The sequence below is a fragment of the Marmoricola sp. RAF53 genome, assembly GCF_052114005.1.
Taxonomy (GTDB): domain Bacteria; phylum Actinomycetota; class Actinomycetes; order Propionibacteriales; family Nocardioidaceae; genus Marmoricola.
Window position 1 is genome coordinate 127,408 of the sequence record NZ_JBFRDX010000005.1, and the last position, 25,047, is coordinate 152,454.

Sequence of the window (25,047 nt, forward strand, 5' to 3'; positions counted from 1 at the left end):
GCTCCTTGGTGGCGGACGGGACAACGCGGAATGCCCCCGACCGGTGCGGACAGGGGGTTGCGGTCCAGTCTAGGTCGCCGGCCAGTAGCGGGCCGCGTGGGCGAGCGCGGGCGCTTCGAGGGCCTCCACCAGGCGCTCGAAGCGCGCGGTGGCATCGGGGCCGTTCCAGCCTGCCGGGAGGACCTCCCGCGGCAGGCCGGGGTCCCGGTACGGAAGCTTGCGCCACCGGTCCAGGATCCCGAGGTAGGTGACGAACGCCTCCCGGCCGTCCATCTCCTCGGGGCGGCGTTCGCGCTCCCCCGCCGCGTGGTCGTCCAGGAAGGACTGGTAGCTCCGCTGGAGCTCGTCGAGGTCCCAGGCGTCCACCAGGAGCGCGCGCAGGTCCTGTCCACCGGCGTAGTCGCCGACGAAGACGGCGCAGTGCTCCGCCAGCCCGAGCTCCGCGATCGCCTTGCCCGCCGCGGCCTGCATCCGGGCCGGGGCGATCCAGACGGCGGCGCTCACGTTGCCGAAGCCGAGCGCGGTCAGGTGCCGGCGCAGGAAGTGCCGCTTCGTCCGGGCGGACTCGGGGATCGAGAAGGTGACCACGCACCAGCCGTCCTCGAGCCGCGCGGGTTCGCGCGCGTGCCAGATGACCTCGTCGCCCTCGGCGAACTCCTCGAGGGCGTGCTCGGTGAGCCGGTAGCCGCGGACGCCGGCGCGGTTCTCCGCCTCCAGCCAGCCGCGCTTCTTCAGGCGGGAGATCGCGGTCCGGACGCTGGCGCTGTCGAGGCCGAGCTGACCGGTCAGGTCGATGGTCCCCGCGATCGGCATCCAGTTGTCGAAGCTGCGGACGAACGCGCCGATGAACGTGACCAGGACGTTGCGCGAGCGGCGGTTCGCCGGCGCAACGCTCTCGTCCACAGGAGTCACGCCGGAGATTGTGCCCGACCCTGCCCCTGCAGCGCGGCAACCGTCCCGGCCGGCCACGGCGAGCTGCGCGCACCGTCCGGGTGGTCGTGGTCCTGCTCGACGTGCACGGTGACGTAGGACCCGCGCGCGGCCCGGCGACGGGGCCGGCCGCCGTGCTCCTCGCCCCACACCTCGAAGCCGAACGTCATCGACGAGGACCCCAGCTCGGTCACCTCGAGGTGCACGGTGACCTCCTGGCCGAAGAACAGCGGGGCCTCGAAGTCGGCGTGGTAGCTCACCCGCGGCGCGGACCGGAAGTAGTCGTGCAGCCCGGGCCCGGCCATCAGCCGGGCCTCGGCCGCCTCGACCCACCGGGCCACCGTGCTGTTGTGGTAGATCCCGGCCGCGTCGGTGTCGATCCACTCGACCTGGGTGCGGAACGTGGTCCCGGGGTGCCCGTCCACGGCCGTCATCCCCGGCCCGGCGTCCAGCGCAGGTGCACGTCCTGCCCGGCGCCCTCGCGGAGCAGCGACAGCCGCGGCGGGATCTTGTCGGTCCGCGAGGTCGGCGGCTTGCGGCGACCGGCCTCGAACGGCTTCGGCCAGGTCGCGCCCGGACCGCGGTAGTCCTGCTCGGCGGCGGCGTGCAAGGTCCACTGCGGGTCGTAGAGGTGGGTGCGGGCCAGCGCGCACAGGTCGGCGCGGCCGGCGAGCAGGATCGAGTTCACGTCGTCGTACGACGAGATCGCGCCGACGGCGATCACCTTGGCGCCGGCCGGCTCGGCCACCAGGTGACGGATCCGGTCCGCGAACGGGGTCTGGTACGAGCGCCCGAAGGCCGGCTTCTCGTCCTGGGTCACCTGCCCGGAGGAGACGTCGATCGCCGCCGCGCCGTGCTCGATGAACGCCCGGGCGATCTCGACGCCGTCGTCCTCGGTGTTGCCGTCGGGCACCCAGTCGGTCGCCGAGATCCGGACGGTCACCGGGAGCCGCGCCGGTACGACGGCCCGGACGGCGTCGAAGACCTCCAGCGGGTAGCGCAGCCGGTTCGCCAGCGAGCCCCCGTAGGAGTCGTCGCGCTTGTTCGACACCGGGGAGAGGAAGGAGGAGAGCAGGTAGCCGTGCGCGGCGTGGAGCTCGACCAGGTCGAAGCCGGCCTCGACCGCCCGCCGTGCGGCGGCGACGAACTCCTCGCGCACCGTCTCCATGTCCGCGCGGGTCATCTCCCGCGGCAGGTGGCAGCCCTCCCCGTAGGGCAGGGCCGAGGGACCGACGACCTCCCAGTTCCCCTCGGCGAGCGGCGCGTCCATCTGCTCCCACATCAGCTGGGTGGAGCCCTTCCGGCCCGAGTGACCGAGCTGCGCGCCGATCCGGGCGCCCGAGCGCTCGTGGACGAAAGCCGTGATCCTGCGGTACGCCTCGCGCTGCTCGTCGTTCCACAGTCCGGTGCACCCGGGCGTGATCCGGCCCTCCGGCGAGACGCAGATCATCTCGGTCATCACCAGGCCGGCGCCGCCGAGCGCCTTCGAGCCCAGGTGGACCAGGTGGAAGTCGTCGGCCAGGCCGTCGACGGCGGAGTACATGTCCATCGGGGAGACGACGACCCGGTTGCTCAGCTCCAGCGGCCCGATCCGGACCGGCTGGAACATCGCCGGCCCAGGATCGGAGCCCGCCTCGTCCGATCCCTGGTGCCGGGCGAACTCGGCCTCCATCCGGCCCGCGAAGTCGCGGTCGCGCTCCTTGAGGTTCTCGAACGTGATCCGGCGGGACCGGGTCAGCAGGTTGAAGACGAACTGCGCCGGGTCCTGGTCGGCGTACATGCCGATGTTCTCGAACCACTCCAGTGAGGCCTGCGCCGCGCGCTGGGTCGACTCCACGACGGGCTTCCGCTCGACCTGGTAGGCCTCCAGGGCGGCCTCGACCGACGGGTGCTCGTGGAGGCAGGCGGCGAGGGCGAGCGCGTCCTCCATCGCCAGCTTGGTCCCCGAGCCGATCGAGAAGTGCGCCGTGTGCGCGGCGTCGCCGAGCAGCACGACGTTGCCGTCGTGCCAGCGCTCGTTGCGGACGGTCTGGAAGCTGAGCCACTTCGAGTTGTTGGTGAGGATCCGGTGACCCGCGAGCTCGGGGCCGAACAGCTCGGCGATCCGCTCCACGGCGTACTCGTCGGAGACCCCGGGACCGAAGGTCTGGTGCTCGGTCGCGTCCAGTCCGGCCCGGCGCCAGACGTCCTCGTGCATCTCGACGATGAACGTCGATCCCGCCTCGGAGTAGGGGTAGCCGTGGATCTGCATCGTGCCGAACGGGGTGTGCTTGACGAAGAACTGGAACGCCTCGAAGACCAGGTCGGTGCCGAACCAGATGTACTTGTTGTTCCGCCGGTCCAGGCTCGGGCCGAAGGCGTCGGCGTACTTGGTGCGCACCGCCGAGTTCAGGCCGTCGGCCGCCAGCACCAGGTCGTACGACGCCCGCAGCTCGTCGGGGTCGGGCGCCTCGGTCCGGTAGTGCACGGTGACGCCGAGCTCGGCGACGCGCTCCTGGAGGATCCGCAGCAGCTCCTTGCGGCTCATCGCCGCGAACCCCTGGCCGCCGACGGTGAACGGGTGGTCGGTGCCGTCGGCGTCGGTGACGGTGACGTCGATGTCGGTCCAGCGCGCGAACCGGCTCTCCATCGCCTCGTGCACGACCCGGTCGGCGCCCTCGATGCTGCCGAGGGTCTCGTCGGAGAACACCACCCCGAACCCGAAGGTGTCGTCCGGGGCGTTCCGTTCCCAGACGGTGATCTCGTGACCCGCGTCGAGGCCCTTCATCAGGGCGGCGAAGTACAGCCCGCCGGGTCCGCCGCCGACGATCGCGATCCTCATGCGCCTGCTTCTTCCTTGACCTGGCGGCGCAGCAGGTTGTGCTGCAGCTTTCCGCTGACGTTGCGCGGGAGCACTTCGATGAAGCGCACCTGCCGGGGGTACTTGTACGGCGCCAGGGTCTGCTTCACGAAGTCCTGCAGCTCGGTGGCCTTGGCGTCGTCGCCGGCCACCCCCTCGCGAAGCACCACGAACGCGCAGACCACCGAGCCGCGCTCGGCGTCGGGTGCCGCGACCACCGCGGACTCGGCCACGTCGGGGTGCTCGTTGAGCGCCGCCTCGACCTCGGGGCCGCCGATGTTGTAGCCCGAGGAGACGATCATGTTGTCGGTCCGGGCCTCGTAGTAGTAGTAGCCGTCCTCGTCGCGCACGAAGGTGTCCCCGGTGACGTTCCAGCCGTTCTGCACGTAGGCGCTCTGCCGGTCGTCGGCGAGGTAGCGGCAGCCGACCGGCCCGATCACCGCCAGCCGGCCCTCCTGCCCGGCCGGGAGCTCGGCGCCGGTGGGGCCGAGGATCGCGGCCCGGTAGCCCGGCAGCGGCCTGCCGGTGGCCCCGGGGCGGATCTCGCCGACGCGCGCCGAGAGGAAGATGTGCAGCAGCTCGGTGCCACCGATGCCGTCGACGATCTCCAGGCCGAGCTCGTCGCGCAGGTGCTCCCACACCTGCTGCGGGATGTGCTCGCCGGCGCTCACCCCGATCCGCAGACCGCGCAGCGCGTCCGCCTTCCCGCCGGTCAGGATCGCCCGGTACGCCGTCGGCGCCGTCGCCAGGACCGTCACGCCGTGCTCGGCGACGGCGTCCGCGAGCTGCCCGGGGGTCGTCTGCTCGGTGAGCAGCGCGCAGGCGCCGGCCCGCAGCGGGAAGACGACCAGCATGCCGAGGCCGAAGGTGAACGCGAGCGGCGCGCTGCAGGCGACGACGTCCTCCGGGGTCAGCGCCAGCACGTGCCGTCCGAAGGTGTGGTCGATCGACAGCAGGTCGCGGTGGAAGTGGGTGCAGATCTTCGGCACCCCGGTGGTGCCGGAGGTCGGGCAGAAGAGCGCCACGTCGTCGGCCGAGGTCGCGACGTTGGTGAACGTGCTCGGCTTGGCGCCGGCGCGGACCAGCAGGTCGTCGTCGCCGTCGCCGTCGCCGCCGAAGGCGACGACGACCAGCGCGGGAGCGACGGACTCGACCACGGTCACGACGTCGTCGACGAAGCGGTGGTCGACCAGCGCGACGACCGGCCGGGTCTTCTCCACGACCGGGCTCAGGTCGCGGGCGCGGAGCGCCGCGAAGGTGACGACCGGGATGCCGCCGGCCTTGAGGACGGCGAGCCACGCGGCGACCGCGACCGGGTTGTTCGGTGAGCGGAGGAGCACCCGGTTCCCCGGGACCACGCCGAGGTCCTCGACGAGGACGCGGGCGATCCGGTTCGCCCGGGTGAGGAGCTCGCCGTAGGACCAGACCTCGCCGTCCGGGGTGCGCAGCGCCGGGCGGTCCGGCCAGGTCGCGGCCGGTACGTCGATGATCTCGGTGGCCGCGTTGAGCCGGTCGGGGTACTGGAGCTCCGGGGTGGTGAACTCGATCGTCGGCCACAGCTCGGCCGGCGGCAGGTTGTCGCGCGCGAAGGTGTCGACGTGGGCGCTCGGGGCCAGGTGCTGGTGGAGAGTCATGCCCGCCCTCCTCGGGGCTCGCGGATCATGCCTTCCTGGACCACGGTGGCCAGGTGACGGTGGTCGGGGGTGAAGAACCGGCCGAGCCCGACCCCGCGGCCGTCGTCGGCGGCGACCGCCTCCTGGGCGTAGAGGAGCCAGCCGTCGAGGTCGCCCGGGGCCGGAGCGCGGTGCAACCACATCGCGTGGTCGAGGCTCGCGGTGACCAGGCCCTGGTCGGCCCAGGCGAGGTCGAGGACCCGCAGCACCGGCTCCAGGATCGTGTAGTCGCAGACGTAGGCGAGCGCGGCGAGGTCGCGCTGGGTGTCGGTGAGACCCGCGACCGGCCGGAGCGCGTCGAAGGGCTTGACCCAGATCGCCTGGTGCGGACGGGCCCCGCCCTCGACGGTCAGGTAGACCGGACCGGGGACGTGCCGCATGTCGAAGGACCGGCCGTGCGACCAGTAGCCCCGGGACTCCTCGGTCATCGTGCCGCCGGTGCGGTCGTGCAGGTACGCCGCCGAGCTGGGCAGCGACTCCGGGTCGGGGACCGCGGCGAGCTCGTCGCCGGGAGCCGCCGCGAACGTGCCGCCGCCCTCGCCGGCCGCGAAGCCGACCAGGCAGACGTAGAGCGGCTTTCCGTTCTGGTAGCCGCGTACCTGGCGGGTGCTGTAGCCGCGGCCGTCGCGGAGCAGCTCGACCTCGTAGCGCACCTCGGCGCCGATCTCGGCGGGCCGCATGAAGTAGGAGTGCATCGAGTGCATCACCTTGCCGTCCTCGACGGTGCGCATCGCGGCGGCGACGGCCGGCGCGACCAGGTCGCCGCCGTACGCCTTGGGCCACGGGCACGGCTGGGTGACGGCGGTGAACGCGACGTCGAAGAGCTCGGGCGTCGCCGGCTCGAGGGTGATCGCGTCGGTGAAGATCCGCGAGCCGGGCAGGTCGGGGGCGCTCACGGCCGGGTGCTCCAGTCGCGCAGCTGGTCGTCGGGGAGGTCGGGCAGGTTGACCACGATGTTCTCCGGCGTCCGGCAGGTCATCCAGGTCAGCGGGTCGTTGCGGTCCAGGTTGCACTCGATGTGCGGCATGAACGGGGGCACGAAGACCCAGTCGCCCTCGGCGAAGTCGTAGTAGTCGACGAACTTCTCGCCGAAGTAGATCCGGGCCCTGCCGGACAGGACGTATCCCCCGGTCTCGGCCTCGCCGTGGTGGTGCGGTGCCGAGCGGTAGCCGGCGAGGTTGTGCACCTGCCCGAACCAGAGCTTGGTCGCGGGGGTGTGCTGGATGCTCACGCCCGAGACGCGGGTGGCGCCCTCGGACTGGCTGGTGTCACCCGGCTCCTCCCCGCGGCGGGTCACGACCGGTACGACGAGCCCGTGCTCGTTCGCGTACCTCGTGTTGTCACCCTCCAGCACGTACCCGTCCATCGCTGCTCCCTCTTCCCGCGGGCCCTTCCCTCCGGGCCCGTTGTGCCAGTATCGTCACGACCGTCACGATCTTGTCAATACTTTCGGAGCGAGGACGACCATGGCTGCACAGACGAACGGCGGCGACCTGACACCGGTCCCGATCAACCCCGCCGCACTGCCCGTCCCGCGGGGGTACTCCCACGGCACGCTGTCCGGGAACACGCTCTACCTGGGTGGCCAGACCGCGCTCGACCAGGACATGAGGATCGTTCCCGGCGGGATCGTCGAGCAGTTCCGGCAGGCGTTCGGCAACGTGCTGACCACGCTGGCCGAGGCCGGCGGTGTCCCGGACGACCTGGTGAGCATCACGATCTTCCTCACCGACATCCCCGACTACCAGGCCCACGGCAGCGAGATCGGCGCGGTCTGGCGCGAGCTCGCCGGGTCGGCGTACCCGGCGATGGCCGGCATCGGCACCACGGCGCTCTGGCAGCCCGAGGCGATGATCGAGATCCTCGGCGTCGCCGTCATCCCCGACGAGCGCCTCCGCCGGCCGGCCTGAGAACGGTGAGCACCGTACGCCGCCCGGCCCCCGCCAAGGTGATCTGCTGCGGCCTGAACTACGCCGACCACATCGCCGAGACCGGCCGGGAGACCCCGGCGTACCCGACGCTCTTCGCCAAGTACGCCGACACCCTGACCGGCCCTACCGACGACATCGTCGTCCCGGCCGGCTGCGAGCTCGACTGGGAGGCCGAGCTGACCGTCGTGATCGGGACCGAGGTCCGGCATGCCGACCGTGACGAGGCGACCGCGGCGATCGCCGGCTACGCGGTGGCCAACGACATCTCCCTGCGCGACTGGCAGCGCCGCACGCTGCAGTGGTTCCAGGGGAAGGCCTGGGACCGCACCACCCCGGTGAGCGACACGTACGTGCCCGCCGGCGAGATCGACCCGGTGGCCGGCCTCGAGATCGTCTGCCGGGTCAACGGCGAGGTCCGCCAGCGGTCGAGCACCCGCGAGCTGGTCTTCGACGCGGCGGCACTGGTCTCCTACGTCTCCACCTTCACCCGGCTCTCCCCCGGCGACCTCGTCCTCACCGGGACGCCGGGCGGGGTCGGTCTCGGCATGACCCCGCCGGCCTACCTGGCCGACGGCGACGTCGTCGAGACCGAGATCGAGGGCATCGGCAGGCTCAGGAACCGGATCGTCACGCGCGGGTGACGGCCCGAGCCTTCCGGCGTCAGCGCGCCCGGCTCGCGTAGGTGTTCGCGGCGTCGGCCACGTTCACCACGTAGGCCAGGTCGTGGTTGTAGGAGTGCACGGCCGCGTTCCAGCCGGCGCTGGTGGCCAGGTCGTGCCCGTCGGCGCAGAGGTAGCGGCCGGCCGCGAGCGCGGCGTCGTCGAGGTCGCGCGGGTCGGCGGACCCGTCGTCGTCGCCGTCGGCTCCCCACCGGTCCCAGGTCGAGGCGAGGAACTGCAGCGGACCGACCGCGTGCTCCCAGGTCGCGTCCCCGTGCCAGCGGGCCGAGGCGGCCGACGACCGGATCGCCGCGACCGGACCGGCACCGTCCAGCGCCGGGCCGAGGATCGTCGACGACGAACGCCCGTCGGCCAGCAGGGTGCGGCCGCCGATCGTGCCGTGGTGCGACTCGATCCAGCCGAGGCCGGCGAGCGTGTTCCAGCCGAGGTGGCAGCCGGGCTGCTCGGTGCCGAGCCGGAGCTGGGCGTCGGCGTACGCGCGCAGCGCGGGCAACGGGATGCCCGCCGCCGTCGAGACCCGGGCGAGCCACGCCGGGTCCACGGCGGTGCGGCCACCCGAGCGGGACGCGCCCTGACCGGTCGCCGGCCGGACCGGCTGCGGTGTGGCCGCGAGGGTCGGGGCGGGTTCGAGCACGGGCAGGTCGGTGTCGCCCACCACCGCTCCGCCGCCGAACTTCAGCACCGCGAACACGACGGAGCCGACGAGGAGCACCGAGCCCACCAGGGCCGCGATGACCACGCGGGTGACGGCGGCCGTGGAGTTCACGCGCTCCATGGTGCCCGGTGAACGCGCGGCCGGGCGAATCGGACCGGAGGGTGGATCAGCCCTCGGTCCCCGCGCGGGTCGCCTCCACCTCCGCCAGGCTGCGCAGGATGCAGAACTCGTTGCCCTCCGGGTCCGCCATCACGACCCAGCCGACGCCGGGGCCGTAGTGGTCGCTCAGGTCGTCGACGACGGTCGCGCCGATCGAGATCGCCCACGCGACCTCCTCGGCGCGGGTGCGCTCGTGCGGCCGGAGGTCGAAGTGCAGCCGGTTCTTCACGGACTTGGTGTCCGGGGTGTCGATGAACAGGATCTGGTGGCCGCCGTCGGGGCGCTGGATCAGGCACTCCTCGTGCCCGGGCAGGTTCGGGTCGTCGGGCAGGTCCTCGTAGCCGAGGAGCTGCTTCCACCACGCGGAGAGCTCGTAGGCGTTGCGGGCGTCGACGGTCGTGTGCGAGACGAAGCAGGTCATGGGACGTGTCTACCGGGGACCGCCTCGCGGGGCGAGACCTTTTAGACGGCCCACGGTCCTTCGGGGGCCTGGACCCGGGCCTCGTCGGCCTCCTGGTCGGTCAGCTTCTCCTGCGACTGCCGCTCCGCCTCGACGCGGCGCAGGTAGTGGTCGACCTCCTCGTCGATCCGGCCCTGGTCCCAGCCGAGGGCCTCGGCCATCAGCTCGGCGACCTGCGGCGCGGCGAGGACGCCGCGGTCGAAGGTCTCGATCGAGATCCGGGTACGCCGGGTCAGCACGTCGTCCAGGTGCCGGGCGCCCTCGTGGGTGACCGCGTAGACGACCTCGCCGGCGAGGTAGTCCTCGGCGTGGATCAGCGGCTCGGCGAGCTCGGGCCGGTCGGTGAGCAGGTCGAGGACCTCGTCGATCATGCCGCCGTAACGGCCGAGCAGGTGGTCGACCCGGGCCAGGTGCAGGCCGAAGGTCCGCGCCAGGGTGGCGCGCTGGTTGGTGCGGGTCTCGAAGCCGTGCGCGCCGAGCAGCGGCACCCGGTCGGTGATGCTCGGCCGGACCCCGCCGTCGAGCGCCTCCGCGGCCACGTCGACCGCGTCCTTCGCCATCACCCGGTACGTCGTCAGCTTGCCGCCCGCGATCAGCACCAGCCCGGGGACGGGCGCGACCACGGTGTGCTCGCGGGAGATCTTGGAGGTGGCCTCCTCCTCGCCCTTGAGCAGCGGGCGGAGACCGGCGTACACGCCCTCGACGTCGTCGTGGTCCAGCGGGTCCTTGAGCAGCGTGTTCACGTGCCCGAGGACGTAGTCGATGTCGGCGCGGGACGCGGCCGGGTGCGCGAGGTCGAGGTCCCACGGGGTGTCGGTGGTCCCGATGATCCAGTGCCGCCCCCACGGGATCACGAAGAGCACCGACTTCTCGGTCTTGGTGATGACGCCGGCCTCCGAGCGGATCCGGTCGCGCGGCACCACCAGGTGGATGCCCTTGCTGGCCTCGACCCGCAGTGCGCCGCGGCCGCCGACCAGGTCCTGGATCTCGTCGGTCCACACGCCGGCGGCGTTGATGACGACCTTGGCGCGGACGGTCAGCTCGACGTCGTTCTCCAGGTCGCGCGCCCGTACGCCGACGACCCGCTCGCCCTCCCGCAGGAAGCCGGTCACCTTCGTCCGCGACGCCACGTGGGCGCCGTACTGGGCGGCCGTGCGGGCGATGTTCATGACCAGGCGGGCGTCGTCGACCTGGCAGTCGTAGTAGCGGATCGCGCCGGTGAGCCGGTCGGTGCGCAGGTCCGGCGCCATCCGGGCGACCTGGCGGCGGAAGAGGTGTTTGTGCTTCGGGACGCCCATGTCGTACTTGCCGGCCATCGCCAGGCCGTCGTACAGGAGCAGGCCGGCGCCGACGTACGGGCGCTCCCAGGTGTGGTGCAGCGGGTAGAGGAACGGGACCGGGCGGACCAGGTGCGGGGCGAGCCGGGTGAGCAGCAGGCCGCGCTCCTCCAGCGCTTCGCGGACGAGTCCGAAGTCGAGCATCTCCAGGTAGCGCAGGCCGCCGTGCACCAGCTTGCTGGAGCGGCTGCTGGTGCCGCTGGCGAAGTCGCGCTGCTCGACCAGCGCGGTGGTGAGCCCCCGGGAGACCGCGTCCAGGGCCACCCCGGCTCCGACCACGCCCCCGCCGACCACGAGCACATCGACCTCGTCCGACCCCATCGCGGCCAACGCCTTCGCCCGCGAGTCCGGTCCGAGGTCCGCGATCAGGCTCATGCGGTCAGTCTGTCAGAGCCGAGCTACTGGACGACGACCTCGATGCGCTGGAACTCTTTGACCTCGGTGTAGCCGGTGGTCGCCATCGCGCGACGGAGGGCGCCGACGAGGTTCATGGTGCCGTCGGCGACGCGGGAGGGGCCGAAGAGGATCTCGGCCAGGGTGCCGACGGTCCCGATCTGCACGCGCTCTCCGCGGGGCAGCTCGGCGTGGTGGGCCTCCGCCCCCCAGTGGTAGCCGTGGCCGGGGGCGTCGGTGGCGCGGGCCAGCGGCGAGCCGATCATCACGGCGTCGGCGCCGCAGGCGATCGCCTTCGCGATGTCGCCGCTGCGGCCGATCGAGCCGTCGGCGATCACGTGCACGTAGCGGCCGCCGGACTCGTCCATGTAGTCGCGGCGGGCCGCGGCCACGTCGGCGACCGCGCTGGCCATCGGCACCGAGACGCCGAGCACCGCGTGCGTGGTGTGCGCCGCGCCGCCGCCGAACCCGACCAGGACGCCGGCAGCGCCGGTCCGCATCAGGTGCAGCGCGGCCTGGTGGGTCGCGCACCCGCCGACGATCACCGGTACGTCGAGCTCGTAGATGAACTCCTTGAGGTTCAGCGGCTCGGCCTGGCCGGAGACGTGCTCCGCGCTGACGGTGGTGCCGCGGATGACGAACATGTCGACACCGGCGTCCACGACGGTCTTGGCGAACTCCTTGGTGCGCTGCGGCGAGAGGGCGCCGGCCACGGTCACGCCGGCCTCGCGGACCTGACGCAGCCGCTCGGTGATCAGCTCGGCCTTGATCGGCTCGGCGTACACCTCCTGCATCCGGCGCACCGCGGCGTCGTCGTCGAGGCCGGAGATCTCCGCCAGCAGCGTCGCCGGCTCCTCGTACCGGGTCCAGAGACCCTCGAGGTTGAGCACGCCGAGGCCGCCGTGCTGACCGAACGCGATCGCGGTCTCCGGCGACATCACGGAGTCCATCGGCGCGGCCATGATCGGCAGGTCGAACCGGTAGGCGTCGATCTGCCAGGCCGTCGACACCTCTTCCGGGTCGCGGGTACGACGGCTCGGAACGATCGCGATGTCGTCGAAGGAATAGGCCCGACGGCCGCGCTTGGCGCGTCCGATCTCGATCTCAGTCACGGAGGGATCCTAGTGGCCCGAGTAATTGGGCGCTTCCACCGTCATCTGCACGTCGTGCGGGTGGCTCTCCTTGAGCGAGGCGGAGGTGATGCGGGTGAACCGGCCCTTCTCCTTCAGCTCCGGGATCGTCCGCGCACCGACGTAGAACATCGACTGGTTGAGGCCGCCGATGAGCTGGTGCGCGACCGCGGCGAGCGGGCCGCGGTACGCGACCTGGCCCTCGATGCCCTCGGGCACGATCTTGTCGTCGCTGGTGACCTCGGCCTGGAAGTAGCGGTCCTTGGAGTAGGACTTCTTGCCGCGGCTCGACATCGCCCCGAGCGAACCCATGCCGCGGTAGGACTTGAACTGCTTGCCGTTGACGAAGACGAGGTCGCCGGGCGACTCCTCGCAGCCGGCGAGCAGCGAGCCGAGCATGACCGACTCGGCACCGGCCACGATCGCCTTCGCGATCTCGCCGGAGTGCTTGAGACCGCCGTCGGCGATGACCGGTACGCCGGCCGGGCCGGCCGCCAGCGACGCCTCGTAGACGGCGCTCACCTGCGGGGCGCCCACCCCGGTGACGACCCGGGTGGTGCAGATCGAGCCCGGCCCGACGCCGACCTTGATGGCGTCCGCACCGGCGTCGACGAACGCCTGCGCACCGGCCCGGGTGGCGACGTTGCCGCCGATCACCTGGACGTGCTTGGTGGCCGGGTCGGTCTTGAGCCGCTGCACCATGTCGAGCAGCATCCGGACGTGGCCGTGGGCGGTGTCGGCGACGAGCACGTCGACCCCGGCCTCGATCAGCGTGGTGGCGCGCTCCCAGGCGTCGCCGAAGTAGCCGATCGCGGCGCCGACCATGAGACGGCCGTCGCCGTCCTGCGAGGCGTTCGGGAACTGCTCGCCCTTGACGAAGTCCTTGACCGTGATCAGCCCGGCCAGGCGGCCCTCGGCGTCGACGATCGGGAGCCGTTCGCGCTTGTGCTGGCGCAGGATCGCGGTGGCGTCCTCGCGGCTGATCCCGACCGGCGCTGTGATCAGCGGCATCGGGGTCATCACCTCGTCGACCTTGGTGGTGGCCCACTCCGCGACCGGGGTGAACCGCAGGTCGCGGTTGGTGATGATGCCGAGCAGCCTGTTGTCGAGGTCGACCACGGGAAGGCCGGAGACGCGGTACTCGCCGCAGGTCTGGTCGAGCTCCTCGAGGGTGGCGTCCGGGCCGATGGTGATCGGGTTGGAGATCATCCCGGTCTGGGTCCGCTTCACCAGGTCGACCTGGTAGGCCTGGTCCTCGGTCGAGAGGTTCCGGTGCAGCACGCCGATGCCGCCCTCGCGGGCCATCGCGATCGCCATCCGGGACTCGGTCACCGTGTCCATCGCCGCGCTGATCAGCGGCACCCGGATGCTGATCTCGCGGGTCAGCCGGGTGGTCGTGTCGATCTCGTTGGGATTGAGGTCGGAGAACCCGGGAAGGAGGAGGACGTCGTCGTAGGTGAGTCCGAGGGATGCGAACTTCTCGGGGACTTCGAAGGCCATGCTCCAGTCTAAGAGATGCGGAGGGGTGGTCTCGCCACCGGCTAGGAAGCCGCGAGACGGGTGATCGGACGCACGCCGGCGAGGCTGACGTGGACACTCAGCCCCTCGGGGGTCAGCCGGATCCGGCCGCGCATCCCGGAAGCGGCCAGCACGGGCACGACCCCCTCCTCGGTCGGCGGGGCCAGGAGCACCAGCTCGGCGGCGCCGCGCCCGGCCGCCAGCCCGCTGACCTGGCGCAGCAGCTGCCGGCCGATCCCGAGACGGCGCCACGCGGGTGCCACCTCGAGGCTCGCCTCCAACCCGTCGTCGACGAACGCGTGCAGGCGGGCGGCTCCGACGACGTGCACGCCGATCCTGGCCAGCACGGTCGACTCCTCGACCTCGTACTCGACCACCGAGGACCCGGCCGCCGACGCCGGCGGCGGCGCCGGTGTCCCCGCGACGCGGGCGCGCTCAGCGATCTCGGTCAGCGCCGCGGCGCGGACCTGCTCGGTCGCGGACCAGGTCACCCGCGCCCCGAGCAGCGCGGTGAGCTCGGCCCGCAGCGCTTCCGGCTCGTCCAGGACCCGCTGCACGGCGCGCAACCACGCCGTCGGCTGGTCGACGAGGTCGTGGGTGGCGCAGGGGACGACGCTCACCTCGTCTCCTCCCGCGCCACCCACGAGTTCCACGACCGCCGCGGCGGTCCAGCTCTCGGGCGTCTCGACGACCAGGTCGTCGGTCACGGCGCCCAGCTCCGGGTAGATCTGGAGCGCGAGAATGTTCACGCCGGCGTCCCCGCAGTGCTGCGCAAGCCTGGCGAGGGCACCCGGCGTGTCCGCAAGTCGCGTCCTCACCCGGTAGTACATGCACAGATCGTGCCGAAGCCGTGTTGCCTGTCGGCTGCGGCTCGGTTACGGGCAGGTCAACAACGGCTCACACGTGCGAGACTCGGGGACATGGACGCTGTCACGGCGGCGTTCGCCGCGGTCCCGCGCACCGGCTTCCTGCGCTGGGAGTCCCGCGACCGGGCAGGCGTGGACGCCCCGGTCGCGATCGGGCACGGCCAGACCAACTCGCAGCCGCGGACGGTGGCGGACATGCTGCGCCTGCTGGAGGTCCTGTCCGGGCAGCGGGTCCTCGACGTGGGCGCCGGCTCCGGCTGGACGACGGCGCTGCTGGCCGCGCTGGTCGGCCCGACCGGCCGGGTCCTCGGGGTCGAGCTGCTCCCCGACCTGGCCGCCTGGGGCGGGGAGAACGTACGCCGGGCCGGCTGCCCGTGGGCCTCGGTGCGGGCGGCGGACCCGGGCGTGCTCGGCCTGCCCGACGGGGCGCCGTACGACCGGATCCTGGTGTCGGCGGAGGCCGACGAGATCCCGGCCGCGCTGCTGGACCAGCTCGCCGACGACGCCCGGATGGTGCTGCCCGTGCGCGGGACGATGACGCTGGTGGTGCGCACGGCCGGCGCCGACCGGGTCAGCGAGCACGGGCGCTACCGGTTCGTCCCGCTCCTCGGCTGGCGCCAGGGGTGAGCGGGTGAAGCCGGCCCCAACGCGGTCGGCGGCTCCCAGCCCGGGGGGCCGAACAGGTAGCCGGCCCGTTCCCGCCAGGTCCGGGCGGCCCGGACGTTGCGGATGATCTGGCCGTAGTCGCCGTACTGGAGCTTGAGCATGTTGTAGGTCTCGACCGGCTTGGTCAGCCCGTACGTCGGCTTCTGCTTCTCCTCGACGAAGGTGCCGAACATCCGGTCCCAGACGATCAGGATGCCGGCGTAGTTCTTGTCCAGGTACTCGGGGTCGGAGCCGTGGTGGACGCGGTGGTGCGACGGCGTGTTCATCACCAGCTCGAACGGCCGCCAGAGCTTGCCGATCATCTCGGTGTGGGTGAAGAACTGGTAGATCAGGTTGAAGCCGAACGCCACGTAGATGGTCCACGGCGCGAAGCCGAGGAAGGGCAGCGGGAGCCAGAAGAAGAACTCGAACCACGGGTTCCACTTCTGCCGCAGCGCGGTCGCGAAGTTCATGTACTCGCTGGAGTGGTGCGCCTGGTGCGCCGCCCAGCCGACGTTGACCCGGTGCACGAACCGGTGCGACCAGTAGAACGCGAGGTCGACGCCGAGGATCAGCAGCACCCAGTACCACCAGGTGTCCGTGGGCAGCGCGAACGGGCTGAGGTGCACGAACACCGCCGTGTAGACGAAGAACGAGCCGACCTTCAGCGCCAGGCTGAAGAAGAGCGAGAGCGCCCCCATCCCGATGCTGGTGCGGGCGTCAGGGCCGTGGTAGCCGGTCCGCTCCTGGCCGAGGAGGGTGTCGTCGTGGTCGAGCCACTTCAGCGCGGCGAGCTCGATCAGGATGGTGAGGACGAAGAACGGGATCGCGTAGGTGACCGGGTTCTTCATCGGGTCGAGCAGGTCGTGCACGGCGTCCTCCAAGATATGACTCGCGGGTAAGTTACCACGGGTTCATATCCCGCGCTAGGGTGTCCGCATGACCGCGGGCACCAAGGGCGTCGCACGCGCCGATCGCGAGGCGCAGATCGTCGAGATCGCCTGCCGCGCCTTCGGCGAGGCCGGGTACGCCGCCACCTCGGTCGCCGGGATCGCCGCCGCCGCGGGGATCTCCAAACCGCTGATCTACAACTACTTCGGCTCCAAGGACGGCCTGCACGCGGTCTGCCTGGAGCACGCCGCCTCGGTGCTCTGGACCGAGTTCGAGCGCAGCGCGCACACCGGGACCGTCGGCCTGGCCCGGGCGATCGTCACCCTGGACGGCATGTTCCAGGCACTCGCGCCGCAGCCGTGGATCTGGCGGCTCGTCTTCGACCCGACGGCGCCGACCGAGGGGCCGAGGCGGGAGGCCTACCTCGCCTACGAGCGCCGGCTGTTCACGCTCGGCGAGGACGGCGTGACCGAGCTGATGAGGCTCGCCGGCAACGACGACAGCGGCGACACCTCGGCGATGCACGCCGTCTGGGAGAGCATGTTCCGCGCGCTGGTGAACTGGTGGCTCGACCACCCCGACGTCTCCCCCGGTGCGATGACCGACCGGTGCATCCGGCTCTTCGGCACCGTCTTCGGCGACGTCGACCGCGCGGTGCTGACGGCCGTCGGACGCTAGGTCGCGCCTCAGGCCGACGCCGGGACGCCCGGGAGCTCGAAGTCGATCGCGCCGAAGCGCTCCAGCGGCACGTCGAGGGCCTCCGGCCAGGCGAGCACCGCCTCGCCGTGGATCCGCAGGATCTCGGCGAGCAGGTCGGCCGGGTCGGCGAAGTCGGACGGCTCCAGCGGCTCGTGCACCTGCAGGTAGCTGCCGTCGCCGTCGCGGTGCGCGGTCACCAGGACCACCGGGCTGTTGGCGAGCATCGCCACCCGGGCCGACCCGAACGACCCCATCACCTGGCGACCGAGGAACTCGACCGGCGTCTGGCCGGCCACGTCCGGGGCCATCGCCATGATCACGCCCGGCTTCATCTCCTCGACCAGCGCCGCGGTCCCGCCGGACGCCGGGCGCACGGTCGCGCCCTTCGCGACGACCTTCATGTGCTGGCGGGCCAGCGCGCGCTCGTCGTCGATCACCCAGGGAGCGGTGAGCACGGTGACCTCGACCCCGTGCCGCTTCAGCGACCCGAACACGCCCTCGAAGCGGTGGTGGTGCATGAAGCTGAGGACGACCGGGCGGCTGGTGTCGCGGCGGGTGGTCAGCCACTCGACCCCGCGCACCTCCTGCCGCATGGTCTTCCGCGGGTGGTACCGCATGTACCGCCGCTCGATGGCCGCCACGGCGTGGGCCCGGGCCAGCGCGGGGATCTCGTCGGCTCGGGAGGACTCCCCGAGCAGGAAGGTCATCGCCAGCTCGTTGTACTCGCGGTACCAGGGCCGGTCGTAGATCTTCCCCACCCGGCGACGGGCCACGGCCGGGACGAAGCGCGCGGGCATCAGGGCCCGCACGTGCTGCAGGGCGTCGGTCATCGAGGGCACGCGCGGAATCTAACAGCGGGCGCGGGGCCGCGAAGGCGAAACGGACCCAACGGACCCAGTCGGGCCGGCCCCGGAAGAAGCCTCGGGAGAACCCCCGGAAATGCAGCGCTGCCGCACCGGGAGTCCGGTGCGGCAGCGGCTGTTCGTGCTGGGGAGGCCGGCCTCAGTGGCCGTGACCGTGGCCGTGACCGGCCGCGGCGGGCTCCTCCTCGACGGGCTTGTCGACGACCAGCGTCTCGGTCGTGAGCAGCATGCCCGCGATCGAGGTCGCGTTGGTCAGGGCCGACTTGGTGACCTTGACCGGGTCCAGGACGCCCTGGGCGACCAGGTCGCCGTACTCGCCGGTGGCGGCGTTGTAGCCGGTGCCGGGACCGCCCTCGCGGACCTTGGAGACGATGACGTAGCCGTTCTCGCCCCCGTTCTCGGCGATCCAGCGGAGCGGCTCGTCGACGGCCTTGCGGACGATCCGGACGCCGAACGCCTCGTCGCCGGTCAGGCCGAGGTCGTCGTCGAGCACCGCGGCGGCGTGGATGATCGCGGAGCCACCGCCGGGGACGATGCCCTCCTCGATCGCGGCGCGCGTCGCGGAGACGGCGTCCTCGATCCGGTGCTTCTTCTCCTTGAGCTCCACCTCGGTGGCGGCGCCGACCTTGACGACGCAGACGCCGCCGGCCAGCTTGGCCAGCCGCTCCTGCAGCTTCTCGCGGTCCCAGTCGGAGTCGCTGGCGTCGATCTCGGCCTTGATCTGGTTGACCCGACCGGCGACCTCGGCGGCGTCACCGGCGCCCTCGACGATCGTGGTGTTGTCCTTGGTCACCACGACGCGGCGGGCGGTGCCGAGCACGTCGAGGCCGACCTGGTCGAGCTTGAGACCGACCTCGGGGGCGACGACCTGCGCGCCGGTGAGGACCGCGATGTCCTGCATCATCGCCTTGCGGCGGTCACCGAAGGCCGGCGACTTCACCGCGACGGCGTTGAACGTGCCGCGGATCTTGTTCACGACCAGGGTGGACAGGGCCTCGCCCTCGATGTCCTCGGCCAGGATGAACAGCGGCTTCCCGGCCTGGATGACCTTCTCCAGCAGCGGGAGCAGCTCGGCGATCGCCGAGATCTTGCCCTGGTGCAGCAGGATGTACGGGTCGTCGAGGACGGCCTCCATCGACTCCGGGTCGGTCACGAAGTACGGCGACAGGTAGCCCTTGTCGAACTGCATGCCCTCGGTGAAGTCGAGCTCGGTGCCCATGGTGTTGGACTCCTCGACGGTGATGACACCGTCCTTGCCGACCTTGTCGAAGGCCTGCGCGAGCAGCGCGCCGATCTCCTCGTCGCGGCTGGACACGGTCGCGACCGCGGCCATCTCCTCGACCGAGTCGACCTCGCGGGCCGCGTCGGACAGCGCGTCGGACAGCGCCGCGGCGGCGGCGTCCATGCCGCGCTTGAGACCCATCGGGTTCACGCCGGCCGCGACCGCGCGCAGACCCTCGTGGACCATCGCCTGGGCCAGCACGGTCGCGGTGGTGGTGCCGTCACCGGCGACGTCGTTCGTCTTGGTGGCGACCTCCTTGGTCAGCTGGGCGCCGAGGTTCTCGAACGGGTCGTCGAGCTCGACCTCGCGAGCGACGGTGACGCCGTCGTTGGTGATCGTGGGGGCGCCCCACTTCTTGTCGAGGACGACGTAGCGGCCCTTGGGGCCGAGGGTCACCTTGACGGTGTTGGCGAGGGCGTCGACGCCCCGCTCGAGAGCGCGTCGCGCGTTCTCGTCGAACTCAAGAATCTTGGGCACTGTTTCTCCTAGAAAGCAGTTGTGTGCCTGAGAACGCGCGGTGGCGCGTCCTCAGGCACACGACCTGATGGTTCAGGAAATGACGGCGAGGACGTCGCGCGCGGAGAGGATCAGGTACTCCGAACCGGCGTACTTGACCTCGGTGCCGCCGTACTTGCTGTAGATGACCTTGTCGCCGACGGCGACGTCCATCGGGATGCGCTCGTCGCCGTCCTCGTTGAACCGACCCGGGCCGGTCGCCACGACGAGGCCCTCCTGGGGCTTCTCCTTGGCGGTGTCCGGGATGACCAGGCCAGAGGCCGTGGTCTGCTCGGCGTCGAGCGGCTGCACGAGGATCCGGTCCTCGAGGGGCTTGATGTTGACCGACACGATGTCGACCTCCACTTTCACGCTTCGTTGGTGGTGGTTCACGTTTGCCGCCTGCGGTGTCGGCACGCCGTCGCGGGGGTCGTACCTCGGACGCAGGCGCTGGCAGACTCACGGGGAGAGTGCCAGCACCGAACTTAGCACTCGACCCGATCGAGTGCCAACGGCGGCCCCCACCGTGCCGTCGGCGCCACCCCGACCCGCGATGATGGCTCCGTGGACCTCGACGCGTTCCGGTGGCTGCTCACCCCCGAAGGCCAGCGGCTGTTGGCCCGCGCCGCCGACGCGCCCGCCGATCCGCTGCGTGCCAGCGCGTCGCTGCGCCGGCACGGGACCGCGGAGCAGGTGGCCGCGGCACTGACCCAGGCCCGCCTGCGCGAGCGGGCCGCCGACAAGTTCGGCGACCTGGCCGCCCGGATGTACTTCACCCCCGACGGGCTCGAGCAGGCGACCCGGCAGCCGGTGGCCGAGCACCGCGCCGCCCGGCTCGTGGCCGCCGGGACCTCCTCGGTCATCGACCTCGGCTGCGGCATCGGCGGCGACCTCGTCGCCGCGGCCCGCGCCGGGATCACCGCGGCCGGCGTCGACCTCGACCCGCTCCGGGTCGAGGTGGCCCGGGCCAACCTGGCAGCCCTGGACCTCGGCGGTGCGGTCGCGGTCGCGGACGCCACGACGGTCGACCACTCCCCCTTCGACGTCGCCTTCGCCGACCCGGCACGGCGCTCGGCGCGCGGCCGCAGCTTCGTCGTGGACGACTGGACCCCGCCGTGGCCGTTCGTCGAGGACCTGCTCCGGCGCACCTCCTGCGTGAAGGTCGCTCCAGGCATCCCGCACGCCCTGGTGCCCGCGGGTGTGGAGGCCGAGTGGGTCAGCGACCACGGCGAGGTGAAGGAGGCCGCGCTCTGGTCCGGTGCGCTGGCCACGGTCGCACGCCGGGCGACGGTCATCGGCAGCGGCGGCCTGGCCACCCTGACCGAGGAGGACGACCCCGGGGCGGAGGTGCGCGCGGTCGGCGACTACCTCTACGAGCCGGACGGCGCGGTGATCCGGGCCGGGCTGGTGACCGCGGTCGCCGCCGGCGTCGGCGGCGGGCTGGTCGACCCGCACATCGCCTACGTCACCGCCGACGACGCCTTCCGGACGCCGTTCGCGCGGTCCTACCGGGTCGTCGAGGAGCTGCCCTACCGGGAGAAGCAGCTGCGCGCCGCCCTGCGCGAGCGCGGCATCGGCCGGCTGACCATCAAGAAGCGCGGCGTCGACGTGGTGCCCGAGGAGCTCCGCAAGCGACTGGCGCCGACCGGTGACGCCGAGGGCACGATCGTGCTCACCCGGGTCGCCGGCCAGGGCACCTGCCTGCTGGTCCAGCCGTTCTGATCCCGGCCTCCGGGACCTACTTCCAGACGCGGAGGTAGTCGACGCTCAGCGTGGCCGGGACCGGCGCCTTGCCGGTGTAGGTGTTGCCGTTGACGCCGAGCGCCGCCGTGAAGGCCGCGATGTAGGGCTTCTGGAAGGCCGGGTCCCCGGAGGTGTTGACCAGGCAGCTCTTGCCGTTGACGAAGATCTCCAGGCGCTTGGCCGACCACTCGAGCCGGTAGGTGTTCCAGACCCCGCGGTTGGCGGTGCAGTTCCAGGCGGTGTTGGTGCCGACCAGGTTGCCGGCGGCGTCGGCGGCGTAGTGCAGGAACGGCACCGAGAGCGTCGGGTACTGCGAGTAGGTCTCGGAGATGTCGATCTCGCCGGCCCAGGGCCAGTACGCCGGGTCGGTGGTGGGCGCGACCCGGTCGTCGGGCCAGAGCCAGAACGACTCCTGCAGGCCGGGCGCGGTGGTGGCGGTGTTCTTGATCCGCGCCTCCCAGCGGCCGTACTGCTGGGAGAACATGTGGTAGCTGGAGACCATCCCGGAGCCGTACTGGGCCAGGGTCGGGTTGCTCGCGCCGCACAGCACCGGGGTGGCCAGCTTGCGCACGACCAGGTTGAGCGCGCCGTTGGCGACGTTGACGGTGCTGGGGTCGTCGAGGTGGCAGGTCTGCGCCGCTCCCTGGGCGCCCTCCACGCCGGTGCGGAAGTTGGTCTGCGGCAGCCACTTGGTGCGGTCCAGGGAGGTGCCGCCGAAGTCGTCGACGAAGCTGCACGACCACAGGGTGCCGTCGGCCTTGGCCGGCCGGGTCCCGCACGCGTCGGACGACGGCGTCGGCGTCGGGGTCGGCGTCGGCGTCGGGGTCGGCGTCGGGGTCGGCTTGGTCTTGCCGGTCGACCGGGTCACGGTCAGGGTGCGCGCGGCGCTGTACCGCCCGGAGGTGCCCACGCGGTACGACGTCGTGCCGACCACCACCGGGGCGGTCGCACGGTAGGTGCCCTTGCGGACCGCGGCGCGGCGGACCAGGACCCACCGGCTGCCGGCCTTGCGCTCGACCCGGACCTTGTGGGCGGGACCGGTGACCCGGCCCTTCACCACGACGGCCGAGCCGACGTGGCGGACGCTGATCGGCTTCACGGTCACCTGCCGCTCCGAGGCGGCGGCCGCCGGGCCGGCGGCCGCGAAGGTGCCGGCCAGCGTCAGGACGACGGCGATGGCGAGCTTCTGCATGGTGGTTCCTCCCTCTGCGAGGGACGAACCCGCGGGCGCGCACGCCTGCCGTTCCCACTCGTTCCCTCGTTCGCGGGATCGAGCGTAGTACTTTATGTCCGATTTGTCACTATTGGGAAAAAGGGGCGTTTAGTCCCCTTCTTTGGGGTCAGGGTCCGGCGAGAAGCTCGTCGAGCTTCTCGTAGCCCTCGACGATCCCGTGCTCCATGCCGCTGGCGACCATCGCGTCGCGCTCCTCGACGCTCGAGCCGATGCTGCGGTTGACCAGCCGGGTACGCCCGCCGGGCAGCGCCTCGAACCGGGCGATCTCCAGCGCCACGCCGTCCGGGAATCCGGCGTAGGTGAACGTCTGCACGATCCGCTCGTTCTCGCGGATCTCGTGGAAGGACCCGTAGAACTCGAAGGCGTCCTCGCCGCGGCGGTGCGTGTACGCCCACCGGCCGCCGGTGCGCGCGTCCCACTCCTCGACGGTCATCTCCAGGTCGCGCGGCCCCAGCCAGCGCGCCAGCAGCTCCGGGTCGACGTGCGCGCGGAAGACCTTCTCCGGCGGGGCGTCGAACTCGCGGACCAGGTCGATCCAGGGCACGCCCTCGGGGGCTTCGATCGTCGTCTCGTGCGTGCTGGTGCTCGTGTTCGTGCTCATCGCTCTCACTCCTCGTCCATCGTGGCCAGGACGGCGTCCAGGCGCTGGAATCGCTCCTCGGCGGTCCGCCGGTAGCGCTCGATCCACTTCGTCATCAGGTCGAAGACCTCCGCCTCCAGGTGCACGGGCCGGCGCTGGGCATCGCGTGAACGGCTCACCAGGCCGGCGTCCTCGAGCACCTTGAGGTGCTTGGAGACCGCCTGCAGCGAGACGTCGTACGACGCACCGAGCTCGCCGACCGTCGCGTCGGCGACCGCGAGCCGGGCGACGATGTCGCGCCGGGTCGGGTCGGCGAGCGCGCCGAAGACCTTGGTCAGCCGGTCGTCCGGTGCGGGAAGGCCCATGTACCTGCTCCTTGCTCAACTCATCGGTTGAACAACCATGCCCCCGCCGTTCTCTCTTTGTCAACCATTTGGTTGATAAAGGTCAGCAGCCGTGCCTCGGCACTCCGCGCACCGTCACCGGCAGCCGGCCCGGAGCCGGGTCCCGGCCGAGCAGGAACCGCACCACCGCACGCATCGCCGCCGGCGTCTGCCCGTACGACGCCAGCCGCACCCGCCCGACGCTCCGGCCGAGCACCCCCGGCCGGTCCAGCGCGACCACGACCGCGGCCCGCGCCCGGCCCGGGACCGGCGTCCGCACGGTGAGGGCGATCTTCGGGCCGGTCCCGAGACCCAGTCCCTCGACGCGGGCGGCCCGCCGGAACGCGCCCACCGCAGCCGGGGCCCCGGTCACACGGACCGCCCGCGGGACGACCCGCCCCCGGCAGGGACCGGAGACGGAGGTCAGCGCGGCGCTCGCGAGCCGCCGGGCAGCCTCGGCGCCGGAGCCGAACGGGGCCGGCCGGGCGCGGTCGCGCTGGTCGAGCAGCGCCGCGATCATCCGGGTCGCCGCCTGGTCGAGCCGCGCCTGCGGCAGCCGGCCGCGGCGGACGGCGGTGACGATCCCGTTGCGGGCCGCGCGGGCGTCGGCGGGCATGAGCACGACGTCGCTGCCGGCCAGCAGGGTGCGCCAGCCGACGACCCGGCTCGGGTAGCGGTCCGCGACCCCGTGCATGCCGAGCGCGTCGGTCATCACCAACCCGTCGAAGCCGAGGTCGTGGCGGAGCAGGCCGGTGATCACCTTGCGGGACACCGAGGCCGGCACGCCCGGGTCGACCGCGCGGATGTCGAGGTGGCCGATCATCACCGCGCCGGCGCCCGCCGCGATCGCCCGCCGGAACGGCACCAGGTCGCCTGCCATCAGCCGGGCCAGCGTCTTGTGCTGGACCGGCAGCGCCAGGTGGCTGTCGGTGCGCACCGACCCGTGGCCCGGGAAGTGCTTGAGGACGCCGACCACGCCCGCGTCGGCGAGGCCCTGCTGGGCCGCGACCACCTGGACCGCGACCGCCTTCGGGCGCGACCCGGCCGACCGGCTGCCGATGGCGGGGTCGCTCGCACCGGCGGTCACGTCGGCGACCGGGGCGAGCACGACGGTGAAACCGGCCGCGACCATCTCCTCGCCGAGCGCGCGGTAGGCCGCCCGGGTGAGGTCCGGTCGCCGGGCCGCGCCGGCCCCGAGGAACGCGCCGAAGCCGGTCACCGGTGCCCCGAGGCGGCTGACGGTGCCGCCCTCCTGGTCCACCCCGAGGAAGGCCGGGTAGCCGCGGGCCTCGACGACCTTCGCGACCGCCCGGTTCACGCCCCGGATCTGCGCCGGGGAGGTGATGTTGTGCGCGACCGGGACGACCCCGCCGAGGTGGAGGTCACGGACCAGCGCGACCGGCGCCCTGGTGCCGGCGTACGAGGCCACGATCACCTGGCCCGCCTTCTCGGCGAGGGTCATCCCGGCCACCAGCTGCGCCGCGCGCTGTGCCGAGGTCGTCGAGGCGGCGAGGGCGGCGCGCGGGCCGGTGGCCGGGCCGGCGGACGGCTCGGGGCGCTGCGCCTGCGTCGGCGCAGTCACCGCCACGGCCGCGGTCACGGCGAGCAGCGCTCCCCCGACCAGGGCGGCACGGACGGGATGGCTCGGCGACTTCACCGCC

Annotated in this window: 25 protein-coding genes; 5 read left to right on the forward strand and 20 right to left on the reverse strand. The window is 72.2% G+C overall.

All coding sequences use genetic code 11. The features are described from left to right. Positions 1-69: 69 nt before the first annotated feature. Genes AB4Y76_RS06050 through AB4Y76_RS06075 form a run of 6 tightly spaced genes read right to left on the reverse strand, consistent with a single transcriptional unit; the run spans position 70 to position 6,808 of the window. Positions 70-912 (reverse strand): PaaX family transcriptional regulator, encoded by an 843-nt coding sequence (locus AB4Y76_RS06050; protein ID WP_441923170.1) that lies wholly within the window; start codon positions 910-912, stop codon positions 70-72. Next, entirely contained in the window at positions 909-1,355 is a 447-nt protein-coding gene (locus AB4Y76_RS06055) for an acyl-CoA thioesterase (protein WP_441923172.1), read from the reverse strand. Before AB4Y76_RS06055 ends, AB4Y76_RS06050 begins: the two co-directional genes overlap by 4 nt. 5 nt (positions 1,356-1,360) lie before the next feature. After that, positions 1,361-3,751, reverse strand: coding sequence for a bifunctional salicylyl-CoA 5-hydroxylase/oxidoreductase (locus AB4Y76_RS06060; protein ID WP_441923174.1), 2,391 nt, complete (start codon positions 3,749-3,751; stop codon positions 1,361-1,363). Then, a complete protein-coding gene (locus AB4Y76_RS06065; RefSeq protein ID WP_441923176.1) occupies positions 3,748-5,403 on the reverse strand; it encodes an AMP-binding protein in 1,656 nt (551 codons plus the stop codon). The genes AB4Y76_RS06060 and AB4Y76_RS06065 overlap by 4 nt, the downstream gene beginning before the upstream one ends. Then, a complete protein-coding gene (locus AB4Y76_RS06070; protein ID WP_441923178.1) occupies positions 5,400-6,338 on the reverse strand; it encodes an acyl-CoA thioesterase in 939 nt (312 codons plus the stop codon). Before AB4Y76_RS06070 ends, AB4Y76_RS06065 begins: the two co-directional genes overlap by 4 nt. Next, a complete protein-coding gene (locus AB4Y76_RS06075; protein ID WP_441923180.1) occupies positions 6,335-6,808 on the reverse strand; it encodes a cupin domain-containing protein in 474 nt (157 codons plus the stop codon). Before AB4Y76_RS06075 ends, AB4Y76_RS06070 begins: the two co-directional genes overlap by 4 nt. Before the next feature lie 100 nt (positions 6,809-6,908). On the opposite strand from AB4Y76_RS06075, the gene AB4Y76_RS06080 reads away from it, so the two are divergent. After that, a complete protein-coding gene (locus AB4Y76_RS06080; protein ID WP_441923182.1) occupies positions 6,909-7,352 on the forward strand; it encodes a RidA family protein in 444 nt (147 codons plus the stop codon). A 5-nt stretch (positions 7,353-7,357) separates the two neighbouring features. Next, positions 7,358-8,014 (forward strand): fumarylacetoacetate hydrolase family protein, encoded by a 657-nt coding sequence (locus tag AB4Y76_RS06085; RefSeq protein ID WP_441923184.1) that lies wholly within the window; start codon positions 7,358-7,360, stop codon positions 8,012-8,014. A 19-nt stretch (positions 8,015-8,033) separates the two neighbouring features. Here the strand turns inward: AB4Y76_RS06085 and AB4Y76_RS06090 are convergent, their stop codons facing one another. Genes AB4Y76_RS06090 through AB4Y76_RS06115 form a run of 6 tightly spaced genes read right to left on the reverse strand, consistent with a single transcriptional unit; the run spans position 8,034 to position 14,454 of the window. Next, positions 8,034-8,819: a lytic murein transglycosylase gene (locus tag AB4Y76_RS06090; RefSeq protein ID WP_441923186.1), complete on the reverse strand. Its 786-nt coding sequence runs from the start codon at positions 8,817-8,819 to the stop codon at positions 8,034-8,036. Between the two features lie 55 nt (positions 8,820-8,874). Then, positions 8,875-9,288, reverse strand: a complete 414-nt coding sequence (locus AB4Y76_RS06095; protein WP_441923188.1) for a VOC family protein — start codon at positions 9,286-9,288, stop codon at positions 8,875-8,877. A gap of 41 nt (positions 9,289-9,329) precedes the next feature. Continuing rightward, a complete protein-coding gene (locus AB4Y76_RS06100) occupies positions 9,330-11,039 on the reverse strand; it encodes a glycerol-3-phosphate dehydrogenase/oxidase (RefSeq protein ID WP_441923190.1) in 1,710 nt (569 codons plus the stop codon). Between the two features lie 23 nt (positions 11,040-11,062). Beyond that, entirely contained in the window at positions 11,063-12,169 is a 1,107-nt protein-coding gene (locus AB4Y76_RS06105) for a GuaB3 family IMP dehydrogenase-related protein (protein ID WP_441923192.1), read from the reverse strand. A gap of 9 nt (positions 12,170-12,178) precedes the next feature. After that, a complete protein-coding gene (gene guaB, locus AB4Y76_RS06110; protein WP_441923194.1) occupies positions 12,179-13,687 on the reverse strand; it encodes an IMP dehydrogenase in 1,509 nt (502 codons plus the stop codon). 41 nt (positions 13,688-13,728) lie between these two features. Beyond that, complete coding sequence (locus tag AB4Y76_RS06115) at positions 13,729-14,454, reverse strand: GNAT family N-acetyltransferase (RefSeq protein ID WP_441923196.1); 726 nt, start codon at positions 14,452-14,454, stop codon at positions 13,729-13,731. Positions 14,455-14,625: 171 nt separating this feature from the next. Between AB4Y76_RS06115 and AB4Y76_RS06120 the strand changes: the two genes are divergently transcribed. Beyond that, the gene (locus tag AB4Y76_RS06120) at positions 14,626-15,198 is read left to right on the forward strand and encodes a protein-L-isoaspartate O-methyltransferase family protein (RefSeq protein WP_441923198.1); all 573 of its coding nucleotides are present in this window, start codon (positions 14,626-14,628) and stop codon (positions 15,196-15,198) included. Here AB4Y76_RS06120 and AB4Y76_RS06125 read toward each other — a convergent pair. After that, on the reverse strand, positions 15,159-16,088 hold the full coding sequence (locus AB4Y76_RS06125; RefSeq protein ID WP_441923200.1) for a sterol desaturase family protein: 930 nt from the start codon (positions 16,086-16,088) through the stop codon (positions 15,159-15,161). The two genes, AB4Y76_RS06120 and AB4Y76_RS06125, sit on opposite strands and share 40 nt — an antisense overlap. A 67-nt stretch (positions 16,089-16,155) precedes the next feature. Between AB4Y76_RS06125 and AB4Y76_RS06130 the strand changes: the two genes are divergently transcribed. Continuing rightward, positions 16,156-16,785 (forward strand): TetR/AcrR family transcriptional regulator, encoded by a 630-nt coding sequence (locus tag AB4Y76_RS06130; protein ID WP_441923202.1) that lies wholly within the window; start codon positions 16,156-16,158, stop codon positions 16,783-16,785. 8 nt (positions 16,786-16,793) lie between these two features. Here the strand turns inward: AB4Y76_RS06130 and AB4Y76_RS06135 are convergent, their stop codons facing one another. From AB4Y76_RS06135 to groES, 3 genes are all read right to left on the reverse strand, one after another. Continuing rightward, the gene (locus AB4Y76_RS06135; RefSeq protein ID WP_441923486.1) at positions 16,794-17,636 is read right to left on the reverse strand and encodes an LpxL/LpxP family acyltransferase; all 843 of its coding nucleotides are present in this window, start codon (positions 17,634-17,636) and stop codon (positions 16,794-16,796) included. 172 nt (positions 17,637-17,808) lie between these two features. Next, the gene (gene groL / locus AB4Y76_RS06140) at positions 17,809-19,428 is read right to left on the reverse strand and encodes a chaperonin GroEL (RefSeq protein ID WP_441923204.1); all 1,620 of its coding nucleotides are present in this window, start codon (positions 19,426-19,428) and stop codon (positions 17,809-17,811) included. A gap of 72 nt (positions 19,429-19,500) precedes the next feature. Continuing rightward, on the reverse strand, positions 19,501-19,797 hold the full coding sequence (gene groES / locus AB4Y76_RS06145) for a co-chaperone GroES (protein ID WP_441923488.1): 297 nt from the start codon (positions 19,795-19,797) through the stop codon (positions 19,501-19,503). A 213-nt stretch (positions 19,798-20,010) separates the two neighbouring features. Here groES and AB4Y76_RS06150 point away from each other — a divergent pair, with 213 nt between their 5' ends. Then, a complete protein-coding gene (locus AB4Y76_RS06150) occupies positions 20,011-21,168 on the forward strand; it encodes a class I SAM-dependent methyltransferase (protein ID WP_441923206.1) in 1,158 nt (385 codons plus the stop codon). A 16-nt stretch (positions 21,169-21,184) separates the two neighbouring features. On the opposite strand, the gene AB4Y76_RS06155 is transcribed toward AB4Y76_RS06150, so the two are convergent. The 4 genes from AB4Y76_RS06155 to AB4Y76_RS06170 all read right to left on the reverse strand — a co-directional run bounded on the left by AB4Y76_RS06155 (position 21,185) and on the right by AB4Y76_RS06170 (position 25,043). Continuing rightward, positions 21,185-22,381 carry a glycoside hydrolase family 16 protein gene (locus AB4Y76_RS06155; RefSeq protein ID WP_441923208.1) on the reverse strand — a complete coding sequence of 399 codons (1,197 nt, stop codon included), beginning with the start codon at positions 22,379-22,381 and terminating at the stop codon, positions 21,185-21,187. Positions 22,382-22,529: 148 nt separating this feature from the next. Beyond that, positions 22,530-23,024, reverse strand: coding sequence for an SRPBCC family protein (locus AB4Y76_RS06160; RefSeq protein WP_441923210.1), 495 nt, complete (start codon positions 23,022-23,024; stop codon positions 22,530-22,532). A gap of 5 nt (positions 23,025-23,029) precedes the next feature. Continuing rightward, positions 23,030-23,368: an ArsR/SmtB family transcription factor gene (locus tag AB4Y76_RS06165; RefSeq protein WP_441923212.1), complete on the reverse strand. Its 339-nt coding sequence runs from the start codon at positions 23,366-23,368 to the stop codon at positions 23,030-23,032. An 82-nt stretch (positions 23,369-23,450) separates the two neighbouring features. Next, positions 23,451-25,043, reverse strand: a complete 1,593-nt coding sequence (locus AB4Y76_RS06170; RefSeq protein WP_441923214.1) for a glycoside hydrolase family 3 N-terminal domain-containing protein — start codon at positions 25,041-25,043, stop codon at positions 23,451-23,453. Positions 25,044-25,047: the final 4 nt, after the last annotated feature.